The following is a 15,235-nucleotide window of genomic DNA, read 5'->3' as shown; positions in this document are numbered from 1 at the left end:
ATTGATCGCTGCGGCGAACAATGGTTCGCGAGTCGGCAATGTCGCCGTAAGCCTTGAAAGATACAAGCATTTTGAAGTCCGAGCCCCGCAACGCCGCCTCACTGCACGTGGACGACCAAGCAAATGGGTCGGATGTACACGCCCATCTCGAGGGTAACTGGCGAAGCGCCAACATCCATTTCGTCCTGAAGGATTTCGAGAAGCTGACGGCGCGGGACAGCCGTAGCGTCACACTCGATCTGTCGCAGATTTCCGACATCGATACGGCCGGCGTCTGGCTGCTGTGTCGCCTGAAAAAACAGGTCGAAAGTGCCGGCGGCACGCTGACGTTCGAGGGCAGCAACCCACATATCGACGAGCTGATCGCCTCCTTCTCGGAAGAGCCCTCAAAAAGCGACGCCGAGCCTGCACCGAAGCTCTCCTTCGCAGAACGTATCTTCGCGCCGATCGGCAAGATTGCGTTCGATCTCTGGAACAACATCGCGGCCGCCATGTACATTCTCGGTTCGGCGGTCCGCGGCGCGCAGATGAAATTCGGTCGCGGCAGCGGTGTGTCACCCGCCTCAATCGTCAATCAGATCGACCACATGGGCGTTCGCGCCGTGCCGATCATTCTGCTGATGTCGTTCCTGATCGGCGCGATCATCGCGCAGCAGGGCGCGTTCCAGCTCAGATATTTCGGCGCCGAAGTCTTTGTGGTCGACCTTGTCGGTATTCTGCAGTTGCGTGAAATCGGCGTTCTTCTGACGGCGATCATGATCGCAGGTCGCTCCGGCAGCGCCATTACGGCTGAAGTCGGCTCCATGAAGATGCGCGAGGAAATCGACGCCCTGAAGGTCATGGGCCTGAACCCGGTCGGCGTTCTGATCTTCCCGAGGCTCGTCGCGCTGACGGTGGCGTTGCCGCTGTTGACCGTTATCGCCAACTTCGCATCGCTGGCCGGCGCCGCCGTGGTGGCCTGGGGATACTCCGGGATTACCTTCGCCAACTTTATCGCTCGCCTGCACGAGGCGATCACGCTGTCGACGGTCCTGTCGGGAATGATCAAAGCGCCGTTCATGGCGCTCGTTATCGGTATCGTTGCAGCGGTAGAGGGCCTAAAAGTAGGTGGCAGTGCTGAGTCGCTCGGCCAGCACGTGACTTCGGCGGTCGTCAAAGCGATCTTCGTGGTCATTCTGATGGACGGGCTTTTTGCCATGTTCTATGCGGCGATTAATTTCTGAGGGTGCAAGTGGAAGAAGAGCAGACGGAGATCGAGGGCGAAAAGGGGCGCGATATCGTGCTCTCGGCGCGCGACGTGACCGTCGGTTTCGGTTCCAAGGTCGTACTCGACAATCTGAACCTGAATATCTACCGGGGCGAGATCCTGGGTTTCGTCGGCGCTTCGGGCACGGGCAAATCCGTTCTCATGCGCACCGTTCTGCGGCTGCTTCCGCGCCGTTCCGGGCAGATCAAGATCCTCGGGCAGGATTTCGATGAGCTGGATGAGCCGCAACGCAATGCCTTGGACATGCGCCTCGGCGTCCTCTTTCAGCAGGGCGCGCTGTTTTCGTCGCTGACCGTGAAGGAAAACATCCAGGTCCCGATGCGGGAATATCTGGATCTGCCACAGTCGCTCATGGACGAACTGGCGCATTTGAAGATCCGCCTTGTCGGCCTCGCGCCTGATGCGGCGGATAAATATCCTTCCGAGCTTTCGGGCGGCATGATCAAGCGAGCAGCGCTCGCGCGGGCACTCGCGCTCGATCCGGAGCTCGTATTTCTCGACGAACCGACATCAGGGCTCGATCCGATCGGAGCGGCGGAGTTCGACGATCTGATCGCCAAGCTCCGGGATACGCTGGGGTTGACCGTGTATATGGTGACACACGACCTCGATAGCTTGTTCTCCGTATGCGACCGCATCGCGGTGCTCGGGAAGAAGCGAGTCATGGTGGAGGGGACGATCGACGACATGCTGGCCTACGACGATCCGTGGGTTCAGGCTTATTTCAAAGGCAAGCGCGCGCGTTCGATCGTGCCGCAAGACACCCACGCCGGCGCCGCCGAAAGGTTGGCGCAAGATAGCCGCGGGAAGTGAGCGGATAAGATGGAAACAAAAGCGAATTATACGATTGTCGGTTTTTTCACGGTGCTGGTCATCGCGGCTGCCTTCGGCTTCGTCTATTGGATGGCCGAATATGGGCGCGGCGGACCGATGGCGGAGCTGATCGTGCGCATTCCTGGATCGGCAAACGGCCTCAGCGTCGGCTCTCCGGTCCGCTTCAACGGCATCCAGGTCGGATCGGTGAAATCGCTGTCGATCGATGCTGACGACCCGCAGTTTTCGCTCGCCTTTACCGAGGTCCGTGTCGACGCCCCGATCTATCCGTCGACCAAGGCAATCCTCGAGATCCAGGGGCTGACAGGTGCAGCCTATGTCGAACTGTCGGGCGGCAAGGTCGGCGAGAAGAACATCCTTCAGGAGGCGATCAACTCCGGCAAGCGGGCGGTGATCGTCGCGGACCAATCGAGCGTGACCAACCTTCTCGCGACCGCCGACAAGATCATGGACCGTGCCAATGATGCCGTGGGGCAGATTCAGGGCTTCGTGAAGGATGCGCGCGGCCCGCTCACCAAGACCCTGCAGAACGCGGAGACCTTCTCCGACGCGCTGGCCAAGAACTCCGGCAATATCGATTCCTTCCTGCAGAGTGTCGGCCAATTGTCCGATACGGTACGAAAGGTCTCGGGCCGCGTCGACTCGACGCTCGAGGCTGTTGAAGCGCTGGTCAAATCTGTCGATGCCAAGAAGATCGACCACATCCTCGCCAATGCCGAGAAAGTCAGCGACAACGTCGCCGACGCCTCCGGTGACCTCAAGGGCGCGATCCAGAAGTTCCAGGAAACCGCCTCGACCTACAACGATCTCGGCAAGAAGGCGCAGGCGACGCTCGACCGCGTCGATACGCTTGTCGCTCAGATCGATCCGGCCAAGGTGAAGGGATCGGTGGACGATATTTCTCAGGCGACGAAGGACGCGCGCGTAGCCGTTGCATCCATCAAGGATGTGGCAAATACGGTGTCCGCTCACCAGAAGGATATCGACCAGACCATCCAGAACGTGACGCAGATATCGAGCAAGCTGAATGCTGCCTCGACGCGTGTCGATGGCATCCTGGCGAAGCTCGATACGCTGCTCGGATCCGATAGCACCCAATCGCTGTTCACTCAGGCGAAGGACACGCTCGACTCCTTCAAGAAGGTTGCCGACAACCTGAATGCCCGTATCGGCCCGATCGCGGACAACCTGCAGAAGTTCTCGAGCGGCGGGCTGCGTGATGTCCAGGCGCTCATCAACGACACGCGTTCGACGGTGCAGAACCTCAACGACACGATAACCAGCTTCGATCGCGATCCGCAGCGGCTGATTTTCGGTGGCGATACCGTAAAGCAATTTGACGGCCGGACGCGGCGATAATTAGGGGAAACGGCAGATGGCTGTATCGGATTTGTTGGTGCGTCGTTCCTGGGTTATCCGGACCGCCTTCGCTTTACCTTTGATGGCAGTGGCACTCGGCGGCTGTGGCACCACACCAAAGAACGACACCTACGATCTTTCCGCTCCGGTTGGCGGCAATGGTCCGGCTGCAAAGAACCGGCAGATTCTCGTACAGCAACCAACCGCGTTGCGAGCGCTCGACAGCGAGCAGATCGTGGTGCGCGTCTCGTCAGCGGAGATCCAGTATCTTGCGAAATCGCAGTGGAGCGACAAGCTTCCACGGATGGTGCAGGCAAAGCTTGTCGAGGCTTTTGAAAATTCCGGCAAACTCGGCGGCGTCGGCACTCCAGGGCAGGGGCTCGCGATCGACTATCAGGTCGTGACCGATATCCGCGCCTTCGAGATCACCACAGGCAATGGCAGCCACGCCGTTGTGGAAATTTCGGCCAAGATTCTCAACGACCGCAACGGCTCGGTCCGGGCGCAAAAGGTCTTTCAGCAGACCGTGCCGGCTGGCGGTGGCTCGAACGAAGGCTACGTGAAAGCACTGGACCGCGCATTCTCCACGGTGACGAGCCAGATCGTCGATTGGACCTTGCAGTCCATCTGATCGGCGCCAACGACGCGAAAAAAGCCGGATGACATGATCATCCGGCTTTGAAATTTCAACGTCTTCGCAAGACCGCCTAGAAGAGGCTGTGCTTTCCATTGATCCGTTTCACGTCCTCACTCTCACGTCGAAGAGCGGAAACTGTGGACCCCACGGATACGATGAACATAATGCTGATAAGGGCGGTAAGCACAGTCAAGATCATGAACATAAGCAATCCTCCTGGATCTTGCGTTCAGGTCCCTCAGTACTGGCTCATGACGGCAGTGCGTGCCGATGCATAGGGACCATATACCTTGGACGCGTCAACTTTCTGGTCGTAGAGCGTAACGGTTGCTGCAATCATGCCTGTCATAAGTACCATCCACACTGCATTAATCATGGTAACTTTATTCAGCATAGTATCTTCCTTGTGCGCGTATCCGTTACGCTTCGGTTGAATGAACGCGTCCGGCTGTAAATGGTTCCGCCGGACATTGACGGGTCGTTTACCAAGCGCGATCTGAAGCCACATTGAATGGCTCGTTCATCTGGCGTTCAGAAAGCTTAATCGGTTTAAAAGCCACCTTGCCGACCGCCCGGACGATAGCGCGGTGCTCACTCACATCCGAACGCATCCAATTCGCATCGGTCCGTGCGTTGAGGAAATTGAGGCCAAGTTCCGCGACCAGCGATAGAATGACTGCGACAATAACGAGAACGATCAGCATGGTGACATTACCGGGGAGGTGATGCCTGGCGGCATCGATTGGTTGACGCTCTCCTTGTACGTCGCACCGCCTGAAGCGGCCTTGAACACCGCGTTCATACATCGTTCAGTTGCGGGCAAATGACTTGCGAGAAGCCTTTATCCATGACAAAAGGCGTGCAAACAAATGGCCGGGCCCATGACGACTGCTTTCTATCCGGGATCCTTCGATCCGATCACGAATGGACATCTCGACGTGCTCGTGCAGGCGCTCAACGTCGCGTCCAAGGTCATCGTCGCGATAGGCATCCATCCAGGCAAGACCCCGCTTTTTTCCTTCGAGGAGAAGGCAAGCCTCATTCGTGCGTCGCTCGCCGAAGCATTTCCTCAGAAGGCCGGCGATATCACGGTCGTTTCCTTCGACAATCTTGTGGTCGATGCGGCGCGCACCCACGGCGCGGCGCTGCTGATCCGCGGGCTCCGGGATGGCACCGATCTCGATTACGAAATGCAGATGGCCGGGATGAACCGGCAGATGGCGCCTGACATCCAGACTGTCTTTCTGCCGGCCGGAACGGCCTCGCGGCCCATAACCGCCACATTGGTCCGGCAAATCGCTGCCATGGGAGGCGATGTCAGTGCCTTTGTGCCGGCTGCCGTCTTGAAAGCCCTTCAATCCAAGCGCAAATCCTAGGCGACATTTTCGCCGCAACGGAGCCAACATGAAACTTTTCTATCTCGCATTTGCAGGCGTGCTTTATCTTGCCTCGTTCGCCGGCGACGCGTTCGCCCAGTCCGGCGACACGCTGACGATCCAGCTGAAGAACGGCCCTGTGGTCATCCAGCTTATGCCCGACGTCGCGCCGAAGCATGTTGCGCAGATCGAAGCGCTCGCCAAGAAGGGCGAGTACGACAACGTTGCTTTCCATCGCGTCATCGAAGGCTTCATGGCCCAGACCGGCGACGTGAAGTACGGCAACATGGAAAAGAGCTTTGATGCGAGCCTCGCCGGCACCGGCGGCTCCGAGCTGCCCGACCTGCCGGCAGAATTCTCGAAGACGCCTTTCGTTCGCGGCACGGTCGGCATGGCCCGTTCGCAGGACCCGAACTCCGCGAACTCGCAGTTCTTCATCATGTTCGCCGATGGCTCGTTCCTCAATGGCCAGTACACCGTTGTCGGCAAGGTCGTTTCCGGCATGGAGAACGTCGACAAGATCAAGCGCGGCGAGGGCCAGAACGGCGAAGTCAGCAATCCCGACCGGATGATCAAGGTCACCGTTGGCAAGAAGTAAGTTTCAAGACAAGTAGGAGAAGAAGAATGGCCGAGATCAAGGATCCCGAAAACACCATCATCCTGGAAACCACCAAGGGCAAGGTTGTCATCCAGCTGCTGCCGGAAGTGGCACCGGAACACGTCGCCCGCATCAAGGAACTCGCTCGCGAGAAGGCCTATGACGGCGTTGTCTTCCATCGCGTCATCAACGACTTCATGGCGCAGACCGGTGACGTGAAGTTCGGCAAGAAGGGCAGCGAGAGCTTCAACCCAGGCCGCGCCGGCATGGGCGGCTCCGAGAAGCCTGACCTGAAGGCTGAATTCTCGGCAATCAGCCACATCAGAGGCACCTGCTCGATGGCGCGCTCGCAGAACCCGAACTCGGCCAACTCGCAGTTCTTCATCTGCTTCACGGATGCTCCCTGGCTCAACAAGCAGTACTCCGTCTGGGGTCAGGTCATCGAAGGCATGGACAACGTCGACAAGATCAAGAAGGGCGAGCCGGTCACCGATCCGGACTCGATCGTCTCGATGCGGGTTGCCGCTGACGTCTGATTGTGATTTCTGCTGAAACCCGCCCTTGCGCGAAAGCGTGGGGCGGGTTTCGCTTTGCCTGGATTTAAGTGATGCGCGTAGACCTCTTTGATTTCGACCTGCCGGATGAACGGATCGCCCTGCGGCCAGCCGAGCCGCGCGACAGCGCGCGTTTGCTCGTCGTCGATCCAGCAGCCGGGGAGGCACAGCTGTCGGATCATCGGGTGAGCGATCTGCCCAGCTTTCTAAGGGCAGGGGACGCACTCGTCTTCAATGATACCAAGGTCATTCCCGCCCAACTCGAAGGCATTCGCCATAGAGAAGGCGCGGGCGGCCAGCAGGTTTCGGCGACGCTGCACATGCGCATTGGCGCCAGTCGCTGGAAAGCCTTCGCCAAGCCCGGAAAACGTATCAAGATCGGCGATCGTATCTCGTTCGGCCACGACGGCAGCAGCTGCCTTCTCGGCAAACTCGATTGCACAGTCGAAGAGAAGGGCGAGGGCGGTGAAGTCACGCTTGCCTTCGATCTTTCCGGGCCAATGCTCGACGAGGCGATCCATTCTGTCGGGCACATTCCGCTGCCGCCCTATATCGCCGCCAAGCGCGCCGAGGATGAGCGTGACCGCGCCGACTACCAGACGATTTACGCCCGCGAGGAGGGTGCCGTTGCGGCCCCGACGGCCGGGCTTCACTTCACGCCGGGTCTTTTCGACGCCATCGACAAGGCAGGTGTCGAGCGGCATTTCGTGACATTGCATGTCGGTGCCGGCACCTTCCTGCCCATGAAGGTGGACGATACCGATGATCACAAGATGCATTTCGAAAGTGGCTACGTCACCGCCGAGACGGCTGCGAGCCTCAATGCCGTCAAGGCGAGGGGCGGGCGGATCATCTGCGTCGGCACGACATCACTGCGGCTGATTGAAAGTGCCGCCCGGGAAAATGGCGAGATCCGCGCCTGGGCCGGCGACACCGGCATCTTCATCACGCCCGGCTACCGCTTCAAGGCGGTTGACATGCTGATGACGAACTTCCATTTGCCTCGTTCGACACTGTTCATGCTCGTTTCGGCGTTTGCCGGCTTCGAGACGATGCACGCAGCCTACAGCCATGCGATCTCGACGGGCTACCGCTTTTATTCCTATGGCGATTCCAGCCTTCTTTTCCGGAAAGACTAAATGACCGAGAACTTTCAGTTCACCCTCAAGAAGACCGATGCCGGTGCTCGTCTGGGCGAGGTCTCGATGCCGCGCGGCACGATCCGCACGCCTGCTTTCATGCCTGTCGGCACTGTCGGCACCGTCAAGGCAATGTATCTCGACCAGGTTCGCGACACCGGCGCCGACATCATTCTCGGCAATACCTACCATCTGATGCTGCGCCCGACGGCCGAGCGCGTGGCGCGTCTCGGCGGTCTTCACAAGCTGATCCGCTGGGACGGGCCTATCCTCACCGACAGCGGCGGCTTTCAGGTCATGTCGCTTTCCGGTCTGCGCAAGCTCGACGAGCAGGGCGTGACGTTCAAATCGCATGTCGACGGCAGCCTGCACCACATGTCGCCGGAACGCTCCATCGAGATCCAGGGATTGCTCGACAGCGACATCCAGATGCAGCTCGACGAATGCGTGGCGCTGCCCGCCGAGCCGCGTGAAATCGAGCGTGCCATGGAAATGTCACTGCGCTGGGCCGAGCGATGCAAGGTCGCTTTCGGCAACCAGCCGGGGAAGGCAATGTTCGGCATCGTGCAGGGTGGGGACGTGCCCGCCCTTCGCGTCCGATCGGCTGCCGCGCTCAAGGATCTCGATCTCAAGGGCTATGCCGTTGGTGGTCTCGCCGTCGGCGAGCCGCAGGACGTCATGCTGAAGATGCTTGAGGAAACGCTGCCGGTGCTTCCGACGGAAAAGCCGCGCTACCTCATGGGCGTCGGCACGCCCGACGATATCCTGAAGTCGGTTGCTCGCGGTATCGACATGTTCGACTGCGTCATGCCGACCCGCTCCGGCCGGCATGGTCTTGCCTTCACCCGTCGTGGCAAGGTCAACATCCGCAACGCCCGTCACGCCGAGGATATGCGCCCGCTCGACGACCAGTCGAACTGCCCGGCCTCACGCGACTACTCGCGCGCCTACCTGCATCACCTTGTCCGCGCCAACGAGGCGCTCGGCGGGATGCTGCTCTCCTGGCATAATCTCGCCTACTATCAGGAGCTGATGCAGGGCATCCGCAAAGCGATCGCAGAAGGTCGGTTTGCCGACTTTATGGCGGAAACGAAGGAAGAATGGGCGAGGGGCGATCTGGAGCCGGTCTGAGCAGACCGACGTCCACCGATCTGCTGAAGAGCAGCGCCTCGTCGTTCGCAGACTGATAGCCCGTTCACTGTCTAGGTGACCTTCACGAAGGCGGCGTCGCAACGTCCAACGAGGCTGCCATCGCATCATTTGGCGATGCCTGCCGCGCCAACGCAGTCGGTTCCATTGCCGATTTCCTGGTCGATCCTGTCGGTTTCGCCGTTGACGGGTTGGGATGGCGAAACTGCTGAACCGGATGCCTTGGAACCAGGCCGCGTGACCTCCCGATTCCCGATTGGAGCTGTCCATATGCTTTGGGCTGCGGGGTCCTAAATGCCCTTGCTCTCGGTATTCGGCACGATCTGAACACCGTTGATCTTGTAGCTTCCATCCGGCTGGCGCGCGACTTGGTATATGGCGGTCCAATCCTTGCCGTCGCGGCCCGAGATCAGCACCTCGTGATAGATCATCGCGCCGTTGTCCACCGAGCGACTTCGCCCGAAGGCATAGTTGCCGGGGTGATAGACCGGTTGATAGCTTTTCTTGACCATCGCGAAGAACAGGTTCTTGTCGGGATAGATCGCCTTGATGCTTGGCGCGGCGTAGGAATAGGCCGTGTCCACATCGTCGTTCAGGAACGCCTTGATCTGCGCCTCGATCATGATCCGCGTCGTATCGATCGGATCTTCTGCCCGAGCGGTCATTACAAAGGACGCGGCACACAGAATGAAAACTGCGAGGAAAGCGCGCATGGCGATGGCTCCGGCTATCCCAGAAAATTGTAGGGCAGTCTACGCACAAAGGAAGAGCGCGGATCAATTGGGGCGAGGCCGTTGCGGCAGGAGGCGACGAGCAGACAACCAGCGCACCGCTTCCATCAGGAAAAGCTAACCCAAGTGCATCATGCCTGCGCTTCAGGGTAGGGGATCACGCCCCATCCTGCAAATGTGCCATGAATGCCTCAGCCGGCGTCATGTATCCGAGGCATTTACGCGGCTGATCATTGAGGTGGCGTGTGAGCTGGAGAAGGTCGCGTTGGGATACTGTGGCGAGATCTGTGGTGCCGGGCAAGTAGCGTCGAATGCGCTTGTTTGCGTTCTCGACCGTCCCTTTCTGCCATGGCGCACTTGGGTCGCAAAACCAGCTCCTCGCGCCAATCCCGTCTTCCAGAGCCCTGAACCCGGCAAACTCGGTACCCCGATCAAATGTGAAGCTCTGACGCGCGAACGCCGGCAATGGCGAAAACGCGCTGATGATCTTGTCCATGATTGGCCTCGTGTGCCGGCTCGGGTTCTTGATGAGAACGGTGTAGCGGCTCTTGCGCTCCACGAGCGTGGTGACATTGGCATGGCCGAGTGGGCGTTCGAAGATGAGGAGGTCTCCCTCCCAATGGCCAAACATCGATCTATCTCCAATGAAATCAGGTCTTTGGGATATCCGGTGGCTAGCGGGAAACGCGCCGTCGCGCGGCTTCCTGGAACGCATTGGACGACGTTTACGGCGGGCCTCAGAGAGATACTGATAAAGACCAAGCTCGTAATCTTCCTTGCTGTAGATGAAGCGGTAAATCGTCTCTTTGCACACGCGAATGCGACTGAGCCCGTCCGACAGCAAACGTCCGGCGATCTGTTCCGGGGACCAGCGCGCCTCCAACTGCTTGATGATCTGCTTGCGTAAAGCTGGATGGCGCCGCAGCTTTCTCAATCGGCTCCGACGGTCCCTGGAGATGTCGTGAGCCACCGTGCTGTAGTATCCGTCCCAGTCTGACAGCTCACGGTCATGAAACGTGTTGCGCTTGATCTCGCGGTAAATGGTCGAGCGATGACGGCCAAGCTGACGCGCCATCTCGTTGACCGGAACCTTTGCCGCCACCAGATGATGAAGACGCCGGCGATCGGCAAGGGTGATCTGCGTATAGCATCGATACATGCCAAAATCTCCAAAGTGAAGCCATTGAAATTACTGGCATGTCGCACTTGGAAATAGAATGTACCCCTACCCACCCAAAGATCGTATAAGATAGATTATGGAACAGAAGAATTAATTTCAACCAGTCGGCAGCTTCGGCCCGATGATCTTGACGCTATATAAAAGCTTTTCTCTTTCAAAGCGTTACCAACCGTCTCTGATGATGGACGATAACCTTACTGTCCCTTGACGGTCGCGAAGACGATGCTTGCGTCACTAACAATCGCAACATGCGCATAGGCCGCCTGTCCAGCCGCCACTGCATCGCCGCGCATGATAGCCGTCACGATCACGTCGTGCTCGTCATAGGATTTTGCCAGGCGGCCCGGCAAGCGGAACTGCGCGCGACGAAACGGTGCCAGCCGCGCGCGGGTCTGGGTCACCATCTCGTAGATGTGATCATTATGCGCGCCGCGATACAGCCGCGAGTGAAACTCGGTGTTGTGCGCCGCGTATTCGTCGTCGGCGCCGGCGTGAACGAGCTTTGCCGAACCGCGATGCGAAAACTCCAGTGCGCGTCTTTCATCGATGGTCATGCGTTCAGCTGATAGCCGCGCGCAAATCGCCTCGAGTTCTGACATGGCCTCGAACATCGAATGAAGATAGGCTTCCGTCACATTGGCGACGGTCGCGCTGCGGTTCGGTTCGCGATCGACCAAGCCCATCGCACCGAGCTCCCTCAACGCTTCACGCACGGGCGTTCGAGACACTTCGAAACGCCCCGCCAGCGAAATTTCGTCCAGTTTTTCGCCCGGCAGCAATGCTCCCGTCACGATCATATCAGCTACCGCGCGGACCATTTGTTCAACGGTCGTGCCGGCCCTTACCACTTGTCTGCGCTTGAGCTGATTCACGTTTAGCTGATTTCCCTAGATTGCATACAGATTCGTTCGATGCCCCGAAAAGTCAAATAGTTTCGTCTTTTTCGTGGGTTTCAGGCGCGTTTTACAACTATGGAAACCTGGTCGAAATCGACATTTGCTCAAATATCATCCTCTGATTACTTTTCGACCATTTATCTGTCGAAACTGCATGCAGTTTGTTCAGCGCATGTTTATCGAATATTTTTATTGCATAAAATCAATAACATAAAGTCTGGCACGGTCGTTGCATACACTTTTACGCAACGTTTTTTCGAACCGGCCGTAGCCGCAAGGAGCATTCCGATGACCAAACTCCTTTCCATGAACCGACGCCATTTCCTCCAGGCTTCCGCAGCCGGAGCGCTCGCCATGACGCCTGGCTTGCTGAGTGGCCGCGCCCTCGCCCAGACCGCGCTGACGGTGGGCTTCATTTACGTCGGCCCTAAGGACGACTACGGCTACAACCAGGCACATGCCGAAGGTGCAGCCTCGCTGAAGGCCCTGCCGGGCATCACGATCGTCGAAGAAGAAAATGTTCCCGAAACCGTCGATGTCCAGAAGACGATGGAGTCGATGATCAACCTCGATGGCGCCACGCTGATCTTCCCGACGTCGTTCGGCTACTTCGACCCGCATATGCTGGCGATGGCTGCAAAGTATCCTGATATCCAGTTCCGTCATTGCGGCGGTCTCTGGCAGGAAGGCAAGAACCCCGCGAACACCGGTTCGTATTTCGGCTACATCTTCCAGGGTCAATATCTGAATGGTGTCGCGGCCGGCTATACGTCGAAGAGCAAGAAAATCGGCTTCGTCGCCGCCAAGCCCATCCCGCAGGTGCTGCAGAACATCAACGCCTTTCTGCTCGGCGCGCGCTCGGTCGATCCGACGATTACCTGCCAGGTCATCTTTACGGGCGAATGGTCGCTTGCCGTCAAGGAAGCCGAAGCGACGAATGCGCTGATCGACCAGGGTGCCGATGTGATCACCTGCCATGTCGACAGCCCGAAGGTTGTTGTCGAAACAGCAGCTGGCCGCGGTGCCTTCGTCTGCGGCTATCATGCCAACCAGAGCCCGCTGGCACCTGAAAAATACCTGACTGGCGCCGAATGGGCCTGGGGCAATGTCTACAGCGACTTCGTCAAGAGAGCGCAAGCCGGCGAAAAGCTCGGCAATTTCGTGCGCGGCGGCCTCAAGGACGGCTTCGTCAAGATGAGCCCGCTCGGACCTGCTGTGCCGGCCGAGGGACGGACTAAGTTCGATGCCACCCTTGCCGAGATGATGAGCGGCAAGTTCTCGGTCTTCAAGGGACCGATCAAGGACAACAAGGGCAACGTCGTCGTAACGGCTGACAAGAGCTATGCCGAAGATGCCGTCGAGCTCGAGAGCATGGCCTACCTGGTGGAAGGCGTCGTCGGATCCACGGCCTGAGCCAGGGGGAGAAGCGTCATGACAGTCGAGGCAAACACCTCCGCCATAGGCATGGCTTCCGAACCATCGTCCGCGTTCAGGCCCATCCTCGAGTGGGTCGCGCGACGCGCGGAACCTGTTGCCATCAGCTTCGGCGCGATCCTGATCGGGCTGGCGCTCTTCTCGGTATTCATCGTGGTGATCGGCAAATCGCCGATTACCTTGTTCCAACTGATGTACACGGGCGGCTTCGGCAGCTGGTTCTCGATCCAGAACAGCCTCAGCCGGGCCGCCCCGCTGCTTCTGACAGCGCTTTGCGTTGCTCTGCCTGCCCGCCTGGGGCTGGTCATCATCGGCGGCGAGGGCGCGGTGGTGCTGGGTGGTGTCGCGGCCGCGGCAGTGGCGTTGCCGTTCGTCGGAACGCTACCTGCCCTCCTCGTTCTGCTTGTGATGGCAGCGGCGGCGATGATCGTCGGCGGCATCTGGATCGGGCTGGCCGGTTTCCTTCGCCACTACCGCGGCGTCAACGAGACCATCTCCTCGCTGCTGCTCGCCTACATCGCTATCGCGCTGATGAACCAGTTCGTCGAAGGACCGTTGCGCGATCCGGCAAGTCTGAACAAACCCTCCACAGCCCCCCTGCCCGCCGACTACATGCTCGGCAAAATACCCGGCATGGACGTGCATTGGGGGCTCGCCATCGGTATCGTCGCCTGCATCGTCTCGTGGGTGCTGATCGAAGTCACGAGCTACGGCTTTGCGGCGCGTATCGCCGGCGGCAATGTTCGCGCCGCACAAATCCAGGGACTGCCGGTTGGTCGCCTGATCGTCGGCTTCACGGCCATCGCTGGCAGCTTTGCCGGTCTTGCCGGGATGATCGAGGTCGCCGCCGTCCAGGGCAGTGCAAATGCCTCACTGGCGGCCGGCTATGGCTACACGGGCATCCTCGTCGCGTTCCTGGCGCGACACAATCCGCTGGCGATCATTCCCGTCGCCATCCTGCTTGGTGGCATCGATGCCTCGGGCGGGTTGATCCAGCGGCGCATGGGCCTGCCGGATGCGACCGTGCTGGTGCTGCAGGGGACGCTGTTCGTCGTCATCCTGCTGTTCGAAACCTTCTACGGCCGCTTCAAGATCTTCAACCCCGACCTTTGGAAGAGGAACCCGTGATGGACGAGAGCGGTATCGGCATATGGGGTGTACCGCTGGCAATCCTCGCCGGCGCCATCAGGGTCTCCACGCCCTTCATCTTCGTCAGCCTCGGCGAGACGATCACGGAGCGATCGGGTCGCATCAATCTCGGGCTCGAGGGAACGCTGGTGTTCGGCGCGATGACGGCCTACGCGGTGGCCGTCATGAGCGGCTCGGCTTGGCTCGGCGTACTCGCGGCCATGGGAACGGGCGCCGTCTTCGGCCTCGTGCACGGCTGGATCTGCAAGTGGCCGAAGGTCAACGACATCGCGATCGGCATCGCCATGATGCAGTTCGGCCTGGGGATGGCCTTCTTCCTCGGCAAGCCCTTCATCAAGCCGGTGGCGCCGCATCTGCCCTCGATCCCGCTCGGCGGCTGGTCGAGCCTGCCGCAGGTGCAGGCGGCGTTGAACATCAATGTGCTCTTCTTGATCGGCGCGCTGCTGGCGGTGGCGCTGTGGTGGGCATTCAAGAATACCCGCGTCGGCCTCATCCTGCGCGTCGTCGGCGACAGCACGGATGCTGCGCGTGCCATGGGCATCGATCCGGACCGCATTCGCCTGCTTGCCACGGCGGCGGGTGGGTCGCTGGCGGCAGTCGGTGGTGCCTATCTCTCGCTCTACTATCCGGGCTCCTGGAATGAAGGAATTTCTTCCGGACAGGGCCTGATGGCGGTCGCACTCGTGATCTTTGCGCGATGGAACCCGATCGGCTGCTTTCTGGCCGCCCTGCTCTTCGGCGGCGCCGGCGCGCTCGGCCCTGCCCTGCAATCGGTCGGCGTCACCCAAGGATATTACCTGTTTTATGCTGCACCCTACGTGCTGACGCTTGCCATCCTGATCGCCACCTCCTCGCCTACCCGCTCACTCGCTGGTGCGCCAGGGGCCCTGTCAGTTACGAAATAAGCCACTCACCAAGTAATTATTGCTCGA

16 protein-coding genes are annotated in these 15,235 nt (G+C 59.4%); 12 read left to right on the top strand and 4 right to left on the bottom strand.

Going from position 1 to position 15,235, the window contains the following annotated elements; genetic code table 11:
• The first annotated feature begins 53 nt into the window (after window positions 1–53).
• Genes FZ934_RS06755 through FZ934_RS06740 form a run of 4 tightly spaced genes read left to right on the top strand, consistent with a single transcriptional unit; the run spans window position 54 to window position 4,091 of the window.
• On the top strand, window positions 54–1,223 hold the full coding sequence (locus FZ934_RS06755; RefSeq protein WP_194273765.1) for an MlaE family lipid ABC transporter permease subunit: 1,170 nt from the start codon (window positions 54–56) through the stop codon (window positions 1,221–1,223).
• Window positions 1,220–2,080, top strand: a complete 861-nt coding sequence (locus tag FZ934_RS06750) for an ABC transporter ATP-binding protein (protein WP_153270439.1) — start codon at window positions 1,220–1,222, stop codon at window positions 2,078–2,080. The genes FZ934_RS06755 and FZ934_RS06750 overlap by 4 nt, the downstream gene beginning before the upstream one ends.
• A gap of 9 nt (window positions 2,081–2,089) precedes the next feature.
• Window positions 2,090–3,460, top strand: a complete 1,371-nt coding sequence (locus FZ934_RS06745) for an MCE family protein (RefSeq protein ID WP_153270438.1) — start codon at window positions 2,090–2,092, stop codon at window positions 3,458–3,460.
• Between the two features lie 16 nt (window positions 3,461–3,476).
• Window positions 3,477–4,091, top strand: coding sequence for an ABC-type transport auxiliary lipoprotein family protein (locus FZ934_RS06740; RefSeq protein WP_153270437.1), 615 nt, complete (start codon window positions 3,477–3,479; stop codon window positions 4,089–4,091).
• A 488-nt stretch (window positions 4,092–4,579) separates the two neighbouring features.
• On the opposite strand, the gene FZ934_RS06735 is transcribed toward FZ934_RS06740, so the two are convergent.
• On the bottom strand, window positions 4,580–4,801 hold the full coding sequence (locus FZ934_RS06735) for a hypothetical protein (RefSeq protein WP_153270436.1): 222 nt from the start codon (window positions 4,799–4,801) through the stop codon (window positions 4,580–4,582).
• A 177-nt stretch (window positions 4,802–4,978) separates the two neighbouring features.
• Between FZ934_RS06735 and coaD the strand changes: the two genes are divergently transcribed.
• From coaD to tgt, 5 genes are all read left to right on the top strand, one after another.
• The gene (gene coaD / locus FZ934_RS06730; RefSeq protein WP_153270435.1) at window positions 4,979–5,473 is read left to right on the top strand and encodes a pantetheine-phosphate adenylyltransferase; all 495 of its coding nucleotides are present in this window, start codon (window positions 4,979–4,981) and stop codon (window positions 5,471–5,473) included.
• 28 nt (window positions 5,474–5,501) lie between these two features.
• The gene (locus FZ934_RS06725; RefSeq protein WP_153270434.1) at window positions 5,502–6,071 is read left to right on the top strand and encodes a peptidylprolyl isomerase; all 570 of its coding nucleotides are present in this window, start codon (window positions 5,502–5,504) and stop codon (window positions 6,069–6,071) included.
• A gap of 26 nt (window positions 6,072–6,097) precedes the next feature.
• Complete coding sequence (locus FZ934_RS06720; protein ID WP_153270433.1) at window positions 6,098–6,607, top strand: peptidylprolyl isomerase; 510 nt, start codon at window positions 6,098–6,100, stop codon at window positions 6,605–6,607.
• Between the two features lie 71 nt (window positions 6,608–6,678).
• A complete protein-coding gene (queA, locus tag FZ934_RS06715) occupies window positions 6,679–7,764 on the top strand; it encodes a tRNA preQ1(34) S-adenosylmethionine ribosyltransferase-isomerase QueA (RefSeq protein WP_153270432.1) in 1,086 nt (361 codons plus the stop codon).
• Window positions 7,765–8,895 (top strand): tRNA guanosine(34) transglycosylase Tgt, encoded by a 1,131-nt coding sequence (tgt, locus tag FZ934_RS06710; RefSeq protein WP_153270431.1) that lies wholly within the window; start codon window positions 7,765–7,767, stop codon window positions 8,893–8,895.
• Between the two features lie 308 nt (window positions 8,896–9,203).
• On the opposite strand, the gene FZ934_RS06705 is transcribed toward tgt, so the two are convergent.
• The 3 genes from FZ934_RS06705 to FZ934_RS06695 form a co-directional block, all read right to left on the bottom strand.
• Entirely contained in the window at window positions 9,204–9,626 is a 423-nt protein-coding gene (locus tag FZ934_RS06705) for a DUF4864 domain-containing protein (protein WP_153270430.1), read from the bottom strand.
• Window positions 9,627–9,801: 175 nt separating this feature from the next.
• Window positions 9,802–10,803, bottom strand: a complete 1,002-nt coding sequence (locus FZ934_RS06700) for an IS30 family transposase (RefSeq protein ID WP_153270429.1) — start codon at window positions 10,801–10,803, stop codon at window positions 9,802–9,804.
• Window positions 10,804–11,018: 215 nt separating this feature from the next.
• The gene (locus FZ934_RS06695; RefSeq protein ID WP_153270428.1) at window positions 11,019–11,696 is read right to left on the bottom strand and encodes a GntR family transcriptional regulator; all 678 of its coding nucleotides are present in this window, start codon (window positions 11,694–11,696) and stop codon (window positions 11,019–11,021) included.
• A gap of 312 nt (window positions 11,697–12,008) precedes the next feature.
• Between FZ934_RS06695 and FZ934_RS06690 the strand changes: the two genes are divergently transcribed.
• Genes FZ934_RS06690 through FZ934_RS06680 form a run of 3 tightly spaced genes read left to right on the top strand, consistent with a single transcriptional unit; the run spans window position 12,009 to window position 15,208 of the window.
• Window positions 12,009–13,133: a BMP family ABC transporter substrate-binding protein gene (locus FZ934_RS06690; protein WP_153270427.1), complete on the top strand. Its 1,125-nt coding sequence runs from the start codon at window positions 12,009–12,011 to the stop codon at window positions 13,131–13,133.
• A gap of 18 nt (window positions 13,134–13,151) precedes the next feature.
• Window positions 13,152–14,282 carry an ABC transporter permease gene (locus FZ934_RS06685; RefSeq protein ID WP_153270426.1) on the top strand — a complete coding sequence of 377 codons (1,131 nt, stop codon included), beginning with the start codon at window positions 13,152–13,154 and terminating at the stop codon, window positions 14,280–14,282.
• A complete protein-coding gene (locus FZ934_RS06680; protein WP_153270425.1) occupies window positions 14,282–15,208 on the top strand; it encodes an ABC transporter permease in 927 nt (308 codons plus the stop codon). The genes FZ934_RS06685 and FZ934_RS06680 overlap by 1 nt, the downstream gene beginning before the upstream one ends.
• Window positions 15,209–15,235: the final 27 nt, after the last annotated feature.

The organism is Rhizobium grahamii (assembly GCF_009498215.1).
GTDB classification, from domain to species: domain Bacteria; phylum Pseudomonadota; class Alphaproteobacteria; order Rhizobiales; family Rhizobiaceae; genus Rhizobium; species Rhizobium grahamii_A.
This window is presented reverse-complemented; position numbering and strand designations above follow the sequence as displayed.

Excerpts from the sequence above, each read along its gene's own strand:
- FZ934_RS06745 (WP_153270438.1), top strand. The coding sequence starts at position 2,090 with ATGGAAACAAAAGCGAATTATACGATTGTCGGTTTTTTCACGGTGCTG.
- FZ934_RS06740 (WP_153270437.1), top strand. The coding sequence starts at position 3,477 with ATGGCTGTATCGGATTTGTTGGTGCGTCGTTCCTGGGTTATCCGGACC.
- FZ934_RS06735 (WP_153270436.1), bottom strand. The coding sequence starts at position 4,801 with ATGCTGATCGTTCTCGTTATTGTCGCAGTCATTCTATCGCTGGTCGCG.
- coaD (WP_153270435.1), top strand. The coding sequence starts at position 4,979 with ATGACGACTGCTTTCTATCCGGGATCCTTCGATCCGATCACGAATGGA.
- FZ934_RS06725 (WP_153270434.1), top strand. The coding sequence starts at position 5,502 with ATGAAACTTTTCTATCTCGCATTTGCAGGCGTGCTTTATCTTGCCTCG.
- FZ934_RS06720 (WP_153270433.1), top strand. The coding sequence starts at position 6,098 with ATGGCCGAGATCAAGGATCCCGAAAACACCATCATCCTGGAAACCACC.
- queA (WP_153270432.1), top strand. The coding sequence starts at position 6,679 with ATGCGCGTAGACCTCTTTGATTTCGACCTGCCGGATGAACGGATCGCC.
- tgt (WP_153270431.1), top strand. The coding sequence starts at position 7,765 with ATGACCGAGAACTTTCAGTTCACCCTCAAGAAGACCGATGCCGGTGCT.
- FZ934_RS06705 (WP_153270430.1), bottom strand. The coding sequence starts at position 9,626 with ATGCGCGCTTTCCTCGCAGTTTTCATTCTGTGTGCCGCGTCCTTTGTA.
- FZ934_RS06700 (WP_153270429.1), bottom strand. The coding sequence starts at position 10,803 with ATGTATCGATGCTATACGCAGATCACCCTTGCCGATCGCCGGCGTCTT.
- FZ934_RS06690 (WP_153270427.1), top strand. The coding sequence starts at position 12,009 with ATGACCAAACTCCTTTCCATGAACCGACGCCATTTCCTCCAGGCTTCC.
- FZ934_RS06685 (WP_153270426.1), top strand. The coding sequence starts at position 13,152 with ATGACAGTCGAGGCAAACACCTCCGCCATAGGCATGGCTTCCGAACCA.
- FZ934_RS06680 (WP_153270425.1), top strand. The coding sequence starts at position 14,282 with ATGGACGAGAGCGGTATCGGCATATGGGGTGTACCGCTGGCAATCCTC.